The organism is Curvibacter sp. T50, assembly GCF_057219955.1.
Genome location: NZ_JBXVVU010000007.1, coordinates 99,237 through 114,531, shown reverse-complemented (window position 1 = coordinate 114,531; position 15,295 = coordinate 99,237). Strand labels below are relative to the sequence as shown.

Genomic DNA, 15,295 nt, shown 5'->3' with positions numbered 1-15,295 from the left:
GATAGCTTTCATGGGGTTCTCCGATTCGTAACAGGTAAAGGGTTTGGGGTTTGACGCCACACCGTGTGGCAGACGGCTTTCTTTCTGCGAAGGCCGTGCCAACCCGATACGGATGGAGAAAATGCAATCAAATCAAGCACTTAGAAAAACCAACCTTCTCGACAACCGGGCACCCGAGGCACAATGCAAGACTGTCAGTGTTGCAAGCGTTGCAAATTGCGGCACACTCCCGGCAGACTGGGCTGAGGGTGTGGTTCCGGGCGGACGAATGGCAGACGGCTGGCGGGAGCCTCGACCAGACGCTGCGACGGCCGATTCGGCATGATTTCGACCGATACCCAGCGGGAAAAGGTCGCTTTCAGCTATTATTTTTATAGTCTTCGAACCCTGTCGATGAACCTGCCCGGGCCCGCGCGCCGACGGTTGGCACGCAACTTGAAGGATTTCGTGTAGAACCGAACCTGATTGGAGCCTTCCATGGACAAAGCCACAAACCACCTCACCCTCCCCACATTTGCAGGCGCCCTGCGCCACCTCCTGTTCGCGGGTCTTGCCGCCCTGGCCACCAGCGCCCAGGCGCTGTCATTCACCCCCATTGAGGTCGACTTCAGCCCCAGCGGACGGGGCGCCACGCAGGTATTCCGTCTGGAGAACACCACCGCCGAGCCGGCCGCCGTCGAAATCGGCATGAAAACCCGCAAGATGGAAAGCAACGGCGACGACATCCTGGGCGATGCCGATGACCAGTTCAGCATCTTCCCGGCTCAGGTTGTCCTGCAACCGGGCCAGGTGCAAACCATCCGTGTGCAATACACCGGCCCGGCGCAGATCACGGCCGAGCGCGCCTTCCGCCTGATTGCCGAACAACTCCCGGTCGATGTGGGACAGGTTGCTCAGACGGGTGGCCGGATGCGCCTGCTGGTGAAATACGTCGCGTCGGCCTACGTGGTGCCGGCCAACGTCAAGGCAATCCTTTCGGTACCGCAGGCCCGCATGGTGCGCGACGCCCAGGGCGCGTGGTTGGAAGTCAGCGTTCGCAACGAGGGCACGACACGCAAGATTCTGACCGGCGCGCGGCTGGGCATAGGCGACCGCGTCATCGACACCGCAGCACTCAAGGGCATGGCTGGCGAAAACATCCTCGCCGGCACGACCCGGACGTTCCGCATTCCCGCACCGGCCAACCTGGCCGAGCCCCTGCCGCCAGTTCGCCTGCTGGTGGACTGAACCGGCGTGTCCAGGCATCGGCATCTGGCACCGATCGCCGCAGCCCTTGCCGTGCTGCCGATGGCCGTCATCGCGCAGGCACCGGGCGCGGCGGTCGATCCGGCGTTCGAGAAGGCCTTCGCCCAGCGCCGGCGCATTACCGTGCAACAGATCGCCTTGCCGACCGTGCTGGACGGGCGCGAAGTCGGCGCTGTGACCGCCCAGATTCGGGGCCCGGAAGTCCGCTACGCCCGCGAGGCCCTGGTCACGGTGTTGGGCAACGTCCTGTTGCCTGAACGCCTGCAAACCCTGAAGGACCGGTCCGGGGGCGACTGGGTGGATGCGGCCGCGCTGGTCCCGCTGGGAATTCAGGCGCAGTACTCGCCCCAGACCATCACCCTGACGCTGGACATCGCCCTGGAGGCCCGGCGCATCCGAACCCACCGGGTCGACTCCCGCCAGGCGGTGTCCGAAGAAAAACCTGAACCCGAGGCGGACATCCGCCCCCAGCCCTGGAGCCTGATCGGCAACATGCGGTGGGTCGGCTCGACCAGCCGCGCTTCGGGCAACGCCGCCAGCACGAACGCCCGTCTGCATCTGGAACCCGCGCTGCGGTGGCATCCGTGGGTCCTTGAGGCCGCCGGCTCCATGCCACTGGGCGCCGGCGGCGGGACCCGTGTGCGCGACATGACCCGGATCATCCGCGACTGGCCCGAACAGTCCCTGCGCCTGACGCTGGGCGATCTGTCAACCGGCGCCCGGCCGGGGCTGCCGGCCACCGCCCTGGGAGGGATTCAGCTGAGCCGGCGCTTCAGCCTCACGCCCGCGGTCAGCACCCTGTCCCAGCCCGGCGAGCGGATTGCGCTGCCCCAGGGCGCATCGGTCGATGTGGTGGTCAATGGCAAGGTCAGCCGGACGCTCCAACTGGGCCCGGGGGTTCATGACCTGCAGGACATTCCGGTTTTCTCCGGCGCCAATACGGTCGAGCTGCGCATTGTCGAGCCGGGAGGCAAGACCACCGTACGCCAGTTCGACTATTTCTTCGATTCGTCGCTGCTCGCTCCCGGTCTGGCGGAGTTTGATCTGGCGACCGGCGCTCCGGCCGTCACCGGCGCCAACGGCCCGCAATACCAGCGGACCACCCCCGTCACCTCGGCGTCGCTGCGCTACGGCATCCGGCCCGATGTGACGACTGGATTCGCGCTGCAGCACCGGCGCACGCCGGCCGGCGCCGTTCTGTTCTGGCAGACCGACTGGCTGTTTGCCAGTCCCGCCGGAACGGTGGCTGCCTACTTCACCGGCAACCGTCACCCGGGTTTTACCGGGCAGGTCACGAGCCTGCAGTGGCGCCAGCAGTCGCCGCTGCGGCTGGGCGACCCGCGACCGCGCTGGTCCTGGTCCACCAGCGCGCAGTGGACCCACCGGCGGCACGGCCACGCCAACGTCTCGACCGATTCACCCGGCAAAGGCAGCACCGATGCCGGCCTGCGAATCGGCGCGGTGGCGCCCGGTGGCATGGGCCTGTCGGGCAGTTGGGCCCGGGCACGGCCGCACGACGGATCACCACCACTCGACACGGCCAACCTGACCCTGCGCCAGCGGCTGAGCCCGCAGTGGTCGCTGGAGGCCGGACTGCGCTGGGAGCGGCAGGACCAGCGGCGGGAGCGGTCGCTGGGAATCAGCCTGCGCTGGTCGGGCGAACGCCAGCCGGATGGCTCGGGTCAGCGCGCCATGGGATCGGCCGACAGTTTCACCCGCCGTGTCCAGCTCGATGCCGAAACCTGGGGGGTTGCCAGCGTCGCCCAGGCCGATGCGCCGTGGCGGCTGTCGCTGGGGGCAGCCCGCAGCCGCGAAGGAACCGAGCGCAGCGTGCGCGCCCAGATGATGACCTCCCGCGCGGAGTGGACCGCCCAGCTCAGCGGCAATCACGCAGTCAGCGGTTCGACCCAATTCGCCGATGTCAGTGTCGCCAGCAGCCTGATCCTCACCGCGGACGGTTGGGCGCTGGCGCCACCGGTCAACGATTCGGCCGCTATCCTGCGCCCCCGCCCGGCCTACGGCGCCCTCACCATCCACATAGACCCGTCAGGGCCGACAGCGGCCGCCTCCAGCGACCGCTGGGGCGCACCGGTGCTGGTCGACCTGAACGCCTATACACCGCGTGAAATCCAGCTCGACATCGCCAATCTGCCCCCCGGCCTGGGCCTGGGCTTGGACCGTCCGCGCCTGTGGCCCGCGTACCGCTCGGTGCTGGCCGTGCCGGTTGGCAGCGACGCCAACGTCCAGGTCACTGCCCTGCTGCAAGAAGCCGACGGCGGACCGGCGGGCCTGCGCGCGCTGCAACTGGTCGCCGATGCGGGGGGGCCAGCCATTGACCTGTTCACCAGCCGGCGCGGGCTGTTCACCAGCCCGCCGCTGCGGCCCGGTCGCTACCAGCTGCGCCCGGCCGGCGAATCGCTGGTGCTGACCCGGTTCACCATCACGCCGGATCAGCAGGGTATCGTCTCGCTCGGCGCCATCGTCCAGAAAGGGGCCGAACGATGACCCGCCGCCCTCCCCGCACACACCGGTGGCCGCGGGTCGGCGTGGCCGTTCTGCTGGCCAGCCTGGCCGCCTCCGCACTGGCCCAGACCGGCCCCGACTGCCGACTGGACAGCCCGGCCGCCGTGACACTGGAACGCTACCGCCCCGACAGCGCGCCGACCGCCGGTGCCTGGACGCTGCGGGTGCGCAGCACGCGCGGTTGTGTCGCCCGGCTGCAGATTGAAGGTCTCAGCGAACCCGGTCGGCTGATGCTGGCCGGTCCGGCAGCGACCGGTGACCGCCTCGCGCTGTCCATCAGCGGCCAACCAAGTGGCACCGAACCCGTGGCCGCTGCACCGGTCGATGCTGCCAGCATCACCGTCGGCCCGCAGCAGGACCAGACGCTGCGCCTGTGGCTGCGGCCCGAACCGGGCCAATGGCTCGCCGCAGGCAACTGGCAGCACACCGTGCTGGCTCGCCTGATCGACGCCCAGGGCCGCACGCTGGATACCCGCGAGGTACGCATCAGCGCCCAGGTTGACGCGACGGTGCGGGCCCAGTTTTCCGACACCGCCGGCGGGTCGCAGCTTGCCCGGCTGGACTTCGGTTTGCTGCAGCAAGGCGCCCGCCGGTCGACCACCCTGGATGTCCAGGCCAATACGCCCCACAGTGTGGTGCTGGAAAGCACCCAGCGCGGCCACCTGACCAATGCCCGGGCCCCGCAATCGCCGGCCATCGCCTGGACATTGCGCATCAACGGGCAAACGGTCGGGCTCGCCACGGCGGCACGGCTGCCCTTTGCTGCAGGGGGCCGCCAGCGGCATGTGCTGGAAGCGGAGATCGGCTCCGTCGAGCGCGTTCTGGCCGGCGAATACCGCGACGAACTGCAGATCACGATCACGGCACAATGAACGCGCCATGACCAGCGCACCCTCCCCCGATGGGCCACCGCCCCTGCCGCCGCTGCGGCTGCAACAAGCCATCGACGCCGCGGAACTGGCGGTATGGGAATGGGACATCGCGACCCAGTCCATGCACCTCAGTGCCCGCTGGGCCAGCCTGACCGGTCAGACACCGGCGCCTGCCGTGATGCCGATGGCGCGGTGGCTGTCCGTGGTGCACCCGGACGACCTCGGTGGCCTGCGCACGGCGCTGGAGGCGTTTGTCCGCGGACAGACGTCCCGACTGCGCACCGAACACCGGGTGCAGACAGCGGGCGGCTGGACCTGGATCGAACTGCGGGGCACGATCACCGCGCGCGACACCCACGGCCGGCCGACCCAGCTGGTCGGCACCTGCGCCGATATCGGCGAGCGCAAAGCCGAACAGGCCGCGCTGCAGCAGGCGCAGGAGCGCGCCCAACAGGCCAACCGGGCCAAGAGCGACTTCCTGGCCAACATGAGCCACGAAGTCCGCACCCCGCTCAACGCGGTCATCGGGCTGGCCCGGCTGCTGCGCCAGACGCCGCTGCAGCCGCCGCAGGACCAGTACCTGGACTTGATGGACCAATCCGCCACGTCGCTGCTGGCGCTGCTCAACGACATGCTGGACCTGTCCAAGATCGAGGCCGGCAAGCTGGTGTTCGAGCAGGTGCGCTTTGACCTGCTCGAATGGGTGGACAAGGCGATTTCGCCGTTCGTGGCCCAAGCCCGGGAAAAGGGCCTGCAGGTTCGGCTCGACTGTGACCCGGCGCTGCCGCCGGCCCTGGTCGGTGATCCCGGCCGACTGCGCCAGATCCTGGTCAACCTGATGTCCAACGCCGTCAAGTTCACCCACGCGGGTGGCATCCGGGTGCGGGTCTGGCCCGACGCGGACCCGCGGGAGATCGGCCCGGGACAGATCCGGGTGTTGTTCGAAGTGCGCGATTCGGGCATCGGGATGACGCCTGAACAGCAAAACGGAATTTTTGAAGCTTTCACGCAGGCCGATGCGTCGACCACCCGTCGCTACGGCGGCACCGGGCTGGGCCTGGCCATCTGTGCCCAGCTGGTCGAGCGCATGGGCGGGCGGATCCGCGTCGCCAGCCAGGCCGGGCAGGGCAGCGCGTTCCGGTTCAGCGCGGTCTTCAGCCATGCGCCCGACGATCCGAGCCAGCTGACCCTGCCGGCCAGCCTGGACGCGCGCAGCCTGGCCGGCATGCGGGTGCTGCTGGCCGAGGACCACCCGGTCAACCGGCTGATCACCAGCCACATGCTGCAGGAGCTGGGCTGCACCGTCGTGACCGCCAACGATGGCGAGCAGGCCCTGGCCCTCTGGGCCGCTGAGGCATTTGACCTGATCCTGATGGACATCCAGATGCCGGTGCTCGGCGGCGAGGAAGCCACGGCCCGCATCCGCGCCCAGGAAGCGCGCCTGGGGGGGCATATCCCCATCGTTGCGCTCACCGCCCATGCCCTTGCAGGCGACCGTGAGAAATACCTTGCCGCCGGCATGGATGCCTATGCCTCCAAACCGGTTTCTCCGGACACCCTGGCCCAGGCGCTGCACGAGGCGCTGAAGTCCCGTGCGTCCACCCCCGAAGCCCTGCTGCCGCCCATGCGCTGGGGCGCCGCACCCGAAGCAGGCCAACCCGCGGCAATGCCGCCCGCCGCGGCGGCCCCTGTGGCAGCCGGCGCCACCACGGTGCAAGGCGAGCCGACTTCGGCCGCTGCGCCTTCCGGTACCGGCACCCCTGGCCACAACGCCGGCTTTGACCTCCAGCGCCTGCGCACCCGGCTCGGTGGCGACGCCGACGCTTTACGGGAAGTGGCCGCCGCGATGCGCGACGATCTTGACCAGCGCCTGCTTACCCTGGCGCAGGCGCTGGAGCGCCAGGATGCCGCGGCGGCAGCGGCCCAGGCCCATGCGCTCAAAGGGGCTCTGTCCAGCCTGACCTTCATGCGCGGCGCAGCCTTGGCCCGGGGTCTGGAACTTGCGGCCGGCAAGGCGGCCTGGCCGTTGTTCGGCCAGACTCTGGCCTTGCTGCAGCACGAGGCCCAGGCGATTCGCCAGGCGCTCGACACCCTGGCCTGACCGGTTCGCACCGCGGCGGCTCAGCCGCGCAAGCGCCGGAAGGCCGCCCAGAAAGCCGGGTCCTGCGAGGTCGCGAAATTGATCCGCATGTGGGTGCTGGGTTGCCGGCTGGCATGGAACAGGCCGCCGGGCGCGATCAGGTACCCCTCGTCCAGCAGGCGAAGCGCCAGGGTGTCGGTGTCCACCCCCGTATCGACCCAGCCGAACAGGCCGGCCGGCTCGGCAACAAAACGGCATCCGGCCTGCAAGGCCATCTGCACGCTGCGCACGCGCGCCTGGTCCAGCCGGTGGCGAATGCGCTCCGCATGGCGGCGCAACTGGCCTTGCTCCATGCACAGCGCCAAGGCCTTTTCCAGCAGGCTCGGCGTCGTCAGGGTGGTCAGCAATTTGGTGTCGACCAGCCGTTCGACCAGGTGCGATGGCGCGGCAACAAAGCCGATTCGCCATGCCGGGGCAAGAATCTTGGCGAAACCCCCGACATAAATGGTGCGTTCCAGTCCGTCCAGACTGCCCATCCGCGTGGCATGGGCGGGTGCGATGTGGCTGTAGGTGTCATCTTCCACGACCAGGAAACCATGGCGCCCTGCCAGTTGCAGCACCCGGTGCGCACTGGCCGGCGTGATCAGGGCGCCGGTGGGGTTGTGCAGCACACTGACGCTGACAAACAGCCGCGGTGCGTGGACTTCGCAGTACCGCGCCATGATGTCGGTATCCGGTCCGGCAGCCCCCCGGGGAACCGGCAACACCCGCATGCCCAGGGCGTCAAGCCGTGCGAACTCGACCGCCCAGCCGGGCTCTTCGACCATGACACTGTCGCCAGGTTTGAGCAAGGTGCGACTGACCACATCCAGCGCATGGGTGGCGCCCACGGTGGTCACAATCTGACCGGGCCGGACCGGAAGGCCCAGGGTATCCAGGTGCTGTGCGAGCGCGCGGCGCAGTCCGGCGTCGCCCTGGGGCTCACCGTAGGTCAACGAACTGTCCTGAAAGGCGGCTGTGGAGGTCACCTTGCGCACCGCCGCCGCCAGGAAGGGGCTTTTGAGCCAATCGGGCGGGAAGACCCCCATGCCCGGTTGCGGCTGCGGCCCCGCGGGCTGGAACATGGCGCGGATCAACCGCGTGGCGTCCAGCGGCTGCCCGCCCGGCGGGCGGGCCATCGGAACCTCGGTAGCTATTTTTTCAGTAGCATCAGGCGACCTTTTGACAATGGGTATTGGCAGTTTTTGTTGAAAATCACGGACAAAGAAGCCGCGCTGCGGCCGCGAGACAATCAGGCCGCGTGCGGCGAGCTGGTCATAGGCGGCAACCACCGTCGATGGGCTCACCTGATGCTGCGCGGCGCACTGGCGCACGCTGGGCAGGCGCGCGCCGGGAGCCAGCAGGCGGTCGCGGATGCGCTGCGCATAGCGCTCGACCAGCTGCTCGGCCAGGGATTGGGTGCTCGATCGGGTCAGTGCCATGGGGGAAGCTGTATGGGTCGACAACGCCATACAGTCTTTTATCTGATTGGTAAATCTGTACTGCTTGTGTACTGCCATCGGAGGATACATTGGCACCCATGTTGCGTCCAGCCCCCCGACCATGACATCCAGCGAATTCATCGCGCTGCTGGTGCTGGCCACGGCATCGAGCTTCACTCCGGGGCCCAACACCACCTTGTCGGCGGCCCTGGCCGCCAACCAGGGGCTGCGTCGGGCTTTGCGCTTCATCCTGGCCGTGCCGGTAGGTTGGGGCCTGCTTTTCTCGCTGTGCGCCGGGGGGGTCGGTTCGCTGGTGGTGGCTCTGCCGCCGCTGCGCTGGGCCATCGTGGCCGGCGGAACAGCCTATCTGCTGTGGCTGGCACGCCGGCTGTGGGGCAGCCGCTCACTGGCCGAAGCCGACCCGGCCCGGCTGCGGGTCGGTTTCTGGCAAGGCGTCGGCCTGCAGTTTCTGAACATCAAGGCCTGGATGCTGGCGCTGTCCATCGTGGCCGGCTGGATCGCGGGCCGACCCGACGCCGGGGCACGGTTTGTCCTGGTGCTGCCGGTGCTGCTGGGCTACGCTTTTTTCAGCAACTTCAGTTACGCGCTGGTGGGCTCACTGTTGCGTCACTGGCTTGCCGGGCCGGTTGAGGATGGTCAGCCGACCGGCCGCCGGCTGCTGGCGTTCAACCGCCTGATGGCCCTGGCCCTGACCCTGACGGCGGTCTGGATCGTGGTCAGCGCGCCCGGCCTGTTCGGGGGGAAACTGTGAGCGCGGGTTTGCCCCTGGCGCCCACCGACGCCGACCGGCAACGGGGGCTGTGGCTGGGCTTGCTCGGCGTGGCCGTGTTCGCCCTGACCCTGCCAATGACCCGCCTGGCGACCGGCACCACCGAAGCGCCCCAGCTGTCGCCGTGGTTTGTGACCTGGGCGCGCGCCGCGCTGGCGGGCATGTTGTCGCTGCTGTTTCTGCTGGCAACCCGGGCACGCCGCCCCGCCCCATCCGAAGTCCGCCCCTTGCTGCTGGCCCTGGCCGGCAATGTCATCGGCTTTCCGCTGCTGCTGGGCTGGGCGCTGCGCCATGTCACGACCAGCCATGCCGCCGTGTTCACCGCCCTGTTGCCATTGGCGACGGCGGCCGTCGCCGCCTGGCTGATGCACCAGCGGGCGCGATGGAGCTTCTGGCTGTTTGCGGTGCTGGGCAGCACACTGGTGGTCGCCTACGCCCTGATCCGTGCCGCCCAGGCGGGACAGGGCCTGGGCCTCGAACCGGCGGACGCGTTGCTGGTCGGCGCGGTGCTGGCGGCGTCGCTGGGTTATGTCGGCGGGGCACAAGCGACCGCCACACTGGGCGCGGAGCGGGTGATCAGCTGGGTCTGTGTCCTGGCGCTGCCGGTGACCGTGCCGGCCAGCGTGCTGACCTGGCCGACACACACGGTCTCGCTGCCCGCGTGGCTGGCACTGGCCTACGTCGGCGTGTTTTCGATGTGGGCCGGCTTTTTCGCCTGGTTCCGGGGCCTGGCCCTGGGCGGCGCGTTGCGGGTCAGCCAGTTGCAACTGGTGCAACCGTTCATCAGCATCGTGGCGGCCGTGCCTTTGCTGGGCGAAGCCCTGGATGCCATGACCGTGCTGTTTGCGCTGGCCGTGGTTGCCACCGTGTTTCTGGGCCGACGCACCACCCTCCGAACCCCGACGACAATCCCCCTCTCGACCCATAAAGGAAGCCCATGACCACCTGGACCCTGGCCGCGCGTGCCCACAAGATGAACCCTTCGGTAATTCGCGAGATTCTGAAGGTGACCGAAAAGCCCGGCATCATCAGTTTTGCCGGCGGCCTGCCCTCGCCCAGGACCTTTCCGGTCGAGGCCATGCTCGAAGCCACGCAGCGCGTCCTCACGCAGGACGGGCGTGCCGCACTGCAGTACGCCGCCAGCGAAGGCTACGGCCCGCTGCGCGACTGGGTGGCGCATGACCTGAAGAAACAAGGCATGGACATCCACGCCGACCAGGTGCTGATCACCACCGGCTCGCAGCAAGGCCTGGATCTGGTGGCCAAGATCCTGATCGACGCCGGCAGCCGCATCCTGGTGGAAACGCCCACCTACCTCGGCGCACTGCAGGCCTTCACGCCCATGGAGCCGACCGTGGTCAGCGTCGACAGCGACCACAGCGGCGTGCTGGCCGAGGACCTGCGCGCCAAGGCCGGCCTGGGCGCGGAGCGCGCGCGCTTCATTTACCTGCTGCCCAATTTCCAGAACCCCACCGGTCGCACCATGTCGGAAGCGCGCCGGGCCGCCGTGTCGGCGGCCGCCATGGAAACCGGCGTACCGGTCATCGAGGACAACCCCTACGGTGACCTGTGGTTCGACAGCGCGCCACCGCCCTCGCTGACTTCGCGCAACCCCGACGGCTGCGTGTACCTGGGCTCGTTCTCCAAAATCCTCGCGCCCGGCCTGCGGCTGGGCTACGTCGTGGCGCCCAAAGCCCTGTACCCCAAGCTGCTGCAGGCCAAACAGGCGGCCGACCTGCACACACCGAGCTTCAACCAGCGCATCGTGGCCGAAGTGCTCAAGGACGGCTTTATCGACCGCCATGTGCCCACCATCCGGGCGCTGTACAAGCAGCAGTGCGAGGCCATGCTGGCGGCACTGGACCGCGAAATGGCCGGGCTGGATTTCCAGTTCAACCGGCCGGCCGGCGGCATGTTCCTGTGGGCGCGCCTGCCCGAGGGCGTGGATGCCGTGGGCCTGCTGCCCAAGGCGGTGGACCGCAACGTCGCTTTCGTGCCCGGCGCCGCCTTCTACGCCGACCACGGTGATCCGCGCACGCTGCGCCTGTCCTTCGTGACCGCCAGCGTGGACCAGATCAACACCGGCGTGGCCGCGCTGGCCGAGGCGATCCGCCACTACCAGGCCTGATCCATGCTGCGCCTGTGGGGTCGCACCAGCTCGATCAACGTGCGCAAGGTGCTGTGGGCCCTGCAGGAGCTGGGCGTGCCGTTCGAGCGCATCGACGCCGGCCTGGCTTTCGGCCACAACCACACCCCCGCCTACCTGGCGAAGAACCCGAACGCGCTGGTGCCGCTGCTGGAAGATGGTGACTTCACGCTGTGGGAGTCGAATGCCATCGTGCGTTACCTCGCCGCAAGCCATGCGACGGGCACGCTCTGCCCGGAGGACCTGCGCACCCGCTTCGACGCCGAACGCTGGATGGACTGGCAGCAGACCACGCTGAACCGCGCCGGCGGGCCGGCCTTCATCCAGTGGATCCGCACCCCGGCCGAGCAGCGCCAGCCGGCGGTGATCGCGGCGTCGGTGGCCGCCACCGAGCCCTTGCTGCGGATGCTCGACGCCCACCTGGCCACCCGGCCGTGGATGGCGGGCGAACGCTTCACCATGGCCGACATCCCGATCGGCTGCGAAATCCACCGCTGGTGGGGCCTGCCCCAGCCGCGTCCGTCCCTGCCGCACCTGGAACGCTGGTACGCGGCCCTCCTGGCGCGCCCGGCCACCCGTGGGGTGCTGGACCTGCCCCTGTCGTGAAAGACCTCCGATGACCGACCGCCCCTTCCGCCAGATGGATGTGTTCACCACCGCGCCCGGCTGGGGCAACCCGCTGGCCGTGGTGCTGGACGCGACCGGCCTGGACGACGCCGCGATGCAGCGGTTTGCCCGCTGGACCAACCTGTCGGAAACCACCTTCGTGCTGCCGCCCACCGAGGCCGGCCGCGCCGGCGGCGCCGATTACCGCGTGCGCATCTTCACGCCCGGCGGCGAGCTGCCGTTTGCCGGCCACCCCACGCTGGGCACCTGCCGGGCCTGGCTGGACACCGGCGGGGTGCCGCGAGTGCCGGGCCAGGTGGTGCAGGAATGTGGCGTGGGCCTGGTGACATTGCGCCAGCACGGCACGCAGCTGGCGTTTGCTGCCCCGCCCCTGCGCCGCAGCGCACCGGACGCCGGTCTGCTGGCCAAAATCACGACGGCGCTGGGCCTGACGCCAAACCAGGTGGTAGCCGCCCAGATGCTGGACAACGGGCCGGTCTGGCTGGGATTGCTGCTCGACCGTGCCGAAACCGTGCGCCACTGCGACCCTGACCATGCCCAACTGGCAGAAATCGGGCAAAAAGTGGGTATAGCCAGCGTGATCCGGTCATCTTTTGCTACGGAATTGATATCGCGATCCAGCCGTGAAGCGCGGGCTTTCGTTCGCTCGGCGCCCACCCCCGAGCGCGCAGAGCCGGAGGGTGATGCCGACCTGGAGGTCCGCGCCTTCGCCGCACCCATCGGGGTCAATGAAGACCCGGTCACCGGCAGCCTGAACGCCAGCCTGGCGCAGTGGCTGATCGCCGACGGAGTCTTGCCAGACCAGTACGTCGCGGTGCAGGGCCTTTGCCTGGGCCGCGCCGGCCGGGTCTTCCTGACCCGGGACAGCACCGATCAGGTCTGGGTCGGCGGGGATGTGGCGCCCTGTATCGACGGGACGGTGCAGCTGTGAATGCCCTGACCCAAGGCCACGTCGACCATCTGGTGGTCTATGCCGAAACGCTGGACGCGGGCGTGCGCTGGTGCGAAGACACGCTGGGCGTCACGCCCGGTCCCGGTGGCGAACATCCGCTGATGGGGACCCACAACCGGCTGCTGGCGATTGCCTCGGACGCCTTCCCTGACGCCTACCTGGAAATCATCGCCTGCCAGCCGGGCGCCGCGCCGCCGGCTGCCGCCAAACGCCGCTGGTTCGACCTGGACGACCCCCACCTCAAGGCGCGGGTCGCTCGCGACGGACCGCAGCTGGTGCACTGGGTAGCCCGGGTTCCCGACGCGGCGGCCAGCGTGGCAGCCCTGGCCGCCCAGGACATCGACCGGGGCGATGTCCTGGAGGCCAGCCGGCGGACCGCCACCGGCTTGTTGCAATGGCGCATCACGGTGCGGCCGGACGGGCAGCGCCTGTTCGACGGTTGCCTGCCGACCCTGATCGAATGGAAAGGCGAACCGGCCGGTCGCCACCTGCCGGCCAGCGGGCTGCAACTGCATTCGATGGCCTTGCGCCACCCCGAGGCCCGCTCGCTGCGGCAGGCGCTGGGCAGTCTGGGCCTGGAAGGGATAGGCGTTTCGGTCGGCACACCCCGGCTGCGGGTTCAGCTGCAGACGCCCCGGGGACTTCTGGATCTGGCCTCGGCCTGAGCCTCGCCGCGACCGGCGGCGCGGGGTCCGGCACGGCCCTGAATCGCCCGCCGCCATCGCGCCGATGCCGCTGGCGTCGCGCGGGTGACGCCCAGTCGCCGCCGGGACAAGTTGCGCAAATCGGCTGCGCGACCATCCACGCCATGGGAACCCTCTACCTTGTGCGCCACGGCCAGGCTTCGTTCGGAGCCGACGATTACGACCAGCTCAGCGATCTGGGGCACCGCCAGAGTGTGCGCCTGGGTCAGACGCTTGCCAGCAAGGGTCTGGCCTTCGATGCCGTGATCACGGGCACGCTGCGCCGACATGCCCAGACCTGGGCGGGTATCCGCGAGGGCATGGGTTTGCCGACGTCCGCCGCAGCCGGCGCGCCGGTGCTCGAATGGCCAGGCCTGAACGAATACGACAGTCATGCCCTCATCCGCGCCATTGCGCCGGACCCGCTGCCGCGCCCCGACACGCCTGAGCTGTACCGGCATCACTTCCGGCTGCTGCGCGATGCGCTGGCGCAGTGGATGGCCGGTGTCATCAGCCCGCGCGGGATGCCGAGCTACCGGGAATTCGTTCACGGCGTGACCAGTGCGCTGGACCATGTCCGCCAGCACCATTTCCAGGGCAATGTCCTGCTGGTTTCCAGCGGCGGACCGATCGCCACCGCCGTCGGGCAGGTGCTGGGCACCTCGCCGGAAACCACCATCGAACTGAATCTGCGCATCCGCAACAGTGCGGTGACTGAATTTGCCTTCACCCCCAAGCGGCACATGCTGCTGACCTACAACACCCTGCCGCACCTGAACGAGCCCGAATACGCCCGCTGGATCACCTACGCCTGAGGTGGCGCGGCCGTCGCCGGCCGGTCCCTGCGAAGCAGCGGCACCGCCCGCACGGGCGGGTTCACGGACCGGGCGCGCAGCTGGCCGCATCCGCCGTCCACGTCCTGCCCGGCGGAGTGGCGCAATTTGGTCAGGATGCCGCGACGGTGCAGGCGGCGGGCCATGTCGGCGGCGTGTTCCCAGCTGGGGCGGCGGTAGGGCAGCGCGTCAACCGTGTTGTAGGGGATCAGGTTCAGGATGGCGTATTTGCCCGCCAGCAGGCGCACCAGGCCCTCGATCTCGTCGTCGGTGTCGTTGATGCCTTCCAGCAGCGTCCACTGCACCTGCACCGGATAGCCGCTGGCGCGGGCGTAGGCTTCGGCGGCGTCCACCAGCGCCTCGGGCGTCAGGCGGGGCGCGCGGGGCAGCAGCTGTTCGCGCAGATCGGCCCGGGTGGTGTGCAGCGACAGCGCCAGCGCCGGCTTGACGCGACCGAGCGGCAGCCGCTCGAACACCCGCTCGTCCCCCACCGTCGACAGCACCAGGTTCTTGTGGCCGATGTCCCCCGCCGTGCCCAGCAGGTCGATGGCGTCCAGCACCGCATCCAGGTTGTGCGCGGGCTCGCCCATGCCCATGAACACCACTTTCTTGACCGGCCGCAGCGTACGCGCCAGCGCCACCTGGGCGACGATTTCGCCGCCACTGAGCTGGCGGATCAGCCCCGACTGCCCCGTCATGCAAAAGCCGCAACCCACCGCGCAGCCCACCTGGGTGGACACACACAGGCCCGGGATGCGGCCGGGCGGCATCAGCACACTTTCCACCGTCTGGCCATCGGCCAGGTCCACCAGCAGCCGGGCCGAGCCGTCTTCGCCCGGGTGCTCGGAACGCAGGCGTGCCAGTGCGGCGAATTCGCCCTCCAGCGCCGGCAGAGCAGCACGCAGCGTGGCCGGCAGGAAATCCTCGATGCGCCGGCGCCCGCTGTCCTGCGCCCGGGCCTGCGACCACAGGCGCAGCACACGGTGCTCATGGGCGGGGGCGGCGCCCAGGGCGCGCAGGCGCTGGCGCAGTTGCGGTATCTGCATGGTTTCGAAGAGGAACT

At 69.1% G+C, this 15,295-nt stretch carries 13 protein-coding genes; 11 read left to right on the top strand and 2 right to left on the bottom strand.

Going from position 1 to position 15,295, the window contains the following annotated elements:
• Positions 1-477 precede the first annotated feature (477 nt).
• The 4 genes from AC2EBU_RS16860 to AC2EBU_RS16845 are packed head-to-tail and all read left to right on the top strand — an operon-like array spanning position 478 to position 6,741.
• Positions 478-1,227 (top strand): fimbrial biogenesis chaperone, encoded by a 750-nt coding sequence (locus AC2EBU_RS16860; protein ID WP_484611612.1) that lies wholly within the window; start codon positions 478-480, stop codon positions 1,225-1,227.
• Between the two features lie 6 nt (positions 1,228-1,233).
• Positions 1,234-3,750, top strand: a complete 2,517-nt coding sequence (locus tag AC2EBU_RS16855) for a fimbria/pilus outer membrane usher protein (protein ID WP_484611611.1) — start codon at positions 1,234-1,236, stop codon at positions 3,748-3,750.
• Positions 3,747-4,640 (top strand): hypothetical protein, encoded by an 894-nt coding sequence (locus tag AC2EBU_RS16850; protein ID WP_484611610.1) that lies wholly within the window; start codon positions 3,747-3,749, stop codon positions 4,638-4,640. Before AC2EBU_RS16855 ends, AC2EBU_RS16850 begins: the two co-directional genes overlap by 4 nt.
• A 7-nt stretch (positions 4,641-4,647) precedes the next feature.
• A complete protein-coding gene (locus tag AC2EBU_RS16845) occupies positions 4,648-6,741 on the top strand; it encodes an ATP-binding protein (protein WP_484611609.1) in 2,094 nt (697 codons plus the stop codon).
• A gap of 20 nt (positions 6,742-6,761) precedes the next feature.
• Here AC2EBU_RS16845 and AC2EBU_RS16840 read toward each other — a convergent pair whose 3' ends face one another.
• Entirely contained in the window at positions 6,762-8,201 is a 1,440-nt protein-coding gene (locus AC2EBU_RS16840; RefSeq protein WP_484611608.1) for an aminotransferase-like domain-containing protein, read from the bottom strand.
• A gap of 121 nt (positions 8,202-8,322) precedes the next feature.
• Between AC2EBU_RS16840 and AC2EBU_RS16835 the strand changes: the two genes are divergently transcribed.
• From AC2EBU_RS16835 to AC2EBU_RS16805, 7 genes are all read left to right on the top strand, one after another.
• Complete coding sequence (locus AC2EBU_RS16835; RefSeq protein ID WP_484611607.1) at positions 8,323-8,973, top strand: LysE family translocator; 651 nt, start codon at positions 8,323-8,325, stop codon at positions 8,971-8,973.
• A complete protein-coding gene (locus tag AC2EBU_RS16830) occupies positions 8,970-9,932 on the top strand; it encodes a DMT family transporter (protein ID WP_484611606.1) in 963 nt (320 codons plus the stop codon). Before AC2EBU_RS16835 ends, AC2EBU_RS16830 begins: the two co-directional genes overlap by 4 nt.
• Positions 9,929-11,119: an aminotransferase-like domain-containing protein gene (locus AC2EBU_RS16825; RefSeq protein WP_484611605.1), complete on the top strand. Its 1,191-nt coding sequence runs from the start codon at positions 9,929-9,931 to the stop codon at positions 11,117-11,119. Before AC2EBU_RS16830 ends, AC2EBU_RS16825 begins: the two co-directional genes overlap by 4 nt.
• A gap of 3 nt (positions 11,120-11,122) precedes the next feature.
• Positions 11,123-11,743: a glutathione S-transferase family protein gene (locus AC2EBU_RS16820; RefSeq protein ID WP_484611604.1), complete on the top strand. Its 621-nt coding sequence runs from the start codon at positions 11,123-11,125 to the stop codon at positions 11,741-11,743.
• Positions 11,744-11,753: 10 nt separating this feature from the next.
• The gene (locus tag AC2EBU_RS16815) at positions 11,754-12,695 is read left to right on the top strand and encodes a PhzF family phenazine biosynthesis protein (protein ID WP_484611603.1); all 942 of its coding nucleotides are present in this window, start codon (positions 11,754-11,756) and stop codon (positions 12,693-12,695) included.
• Positions 12,692-13,381, top strand: coding sequence for a VOC family protein (locus tag AC2EBU_RS16810; protein WP_484611602.1), 690 nt, complete (start codon positions 12,692-12,694; stop codon positions 13,379-13,381). Before AC2EBU_RS16815 ends, AC2EBU_RS16810 begins: the two co-directional genes overlap by 4 nt.
• A 143-nt stretch (positions 13,382-13,524) precedes the next feature.
• Positions 13,525-14,214: a histidine phosphatase family protein gene (locus AC2EBU_RS16805; protein ID WP_484611601.1), complete on the top strand. Its 690-nt coding sequence runs from the start codon at positions 13,525-13,527 to the stop codon at positions 14,212-14,214.
• Here AC2EBU_RS16805 and AC2EBU_RS16800 read toward each other — a convergent pair.
• The gene (locus AC2EBU_RS16800) at positions 14,205-15,278 is read right to left on the bottom strand and encodes an RNA methyltransferase (RefSeq protein WP_484611600.1); all 1,074 of its coding nucleotides are present in this window, start codon (positions 15,276-15,278) and stop codon (positions 14,205-14,207) included. The genes AC2EBU_RS16805 and AC2EBU_RS16800 overlap by 10 nt on opposite strands.
• Between the last annotated feature and the right edge of the window lie 17 nt (positions 15,279-15,295).

Coding starts and splice junctions, on each gene's coding strand:
- AC2EBU_RS16845 (WP_484611609.1), top strand. CDS start 4,648: ATGACCAGCGCACCCTCCCCCGATGGGCCACCGCCCCTGCCGCCGCTG.
- AC2EBU_RS16800 (WP_484611600.1), bottom strand. CDS start 15,278: ATGCAGATACCGCAACTGCGCCAGCGCCTGCGCGCCCTGGGCGCCGCC.
- AC2EBU_RS16820 (WP_484611604.1), top strand. CDS start 11,123: ATGCTGCGCCTGTGGGGTCGCACCAGCTCGATCAACGTGCGCAAGGTG.
- AC2EBU_RS16840 (WP_484611608.1), bottom strand. CDS start 8,201: ATGGCACTGACCCGATCGAGCACCCAATCCCTGGCCGAGCAGCTGGTC.
- AC2EBU_RS16805 (WP_484611601.1), top strand. CDS start 13,525: ATGGGAACCCTCTACCTTGTGCGCCACGGCCAGGCTTCGTTCGGAGCC.
- AC2EBU_RS16815 (WP_484611603.1), top strand. CDS start 11,754: ATGACCGACCGCCCCTTCCGCCAGATGGATGTGTTCACCACCGCGCCC.
- AC2EBU_RS16860 (WP_484611612.1), top strand. CDS start 478: ATGGACAAAGCCACAAACCACCTCACCCTCCCCACATTTGCAGGCGCC.
- AC2EBU_RS16850 (WP_484611610.1), top strand. CDS start 3,747: ATGACCCGCCGCCCTCCCCGCACACACCGGTGGCCGCGGGTCGGCGTG.
- AC2EBU_RS16835 (WP_484611607.1), top strand. CDS start 8,323: ATGACATCCAGCGAATTCATCGCGCTGCTGGTGCTGGCCACGGCATCG.
- AC2EBU_RS16825 (WP_484611605.1), top strand. CDS start 9,929: ATGACCACCTGGACCCTGGCCGCGCGTGCCCACAAGATGAACCCTTCG.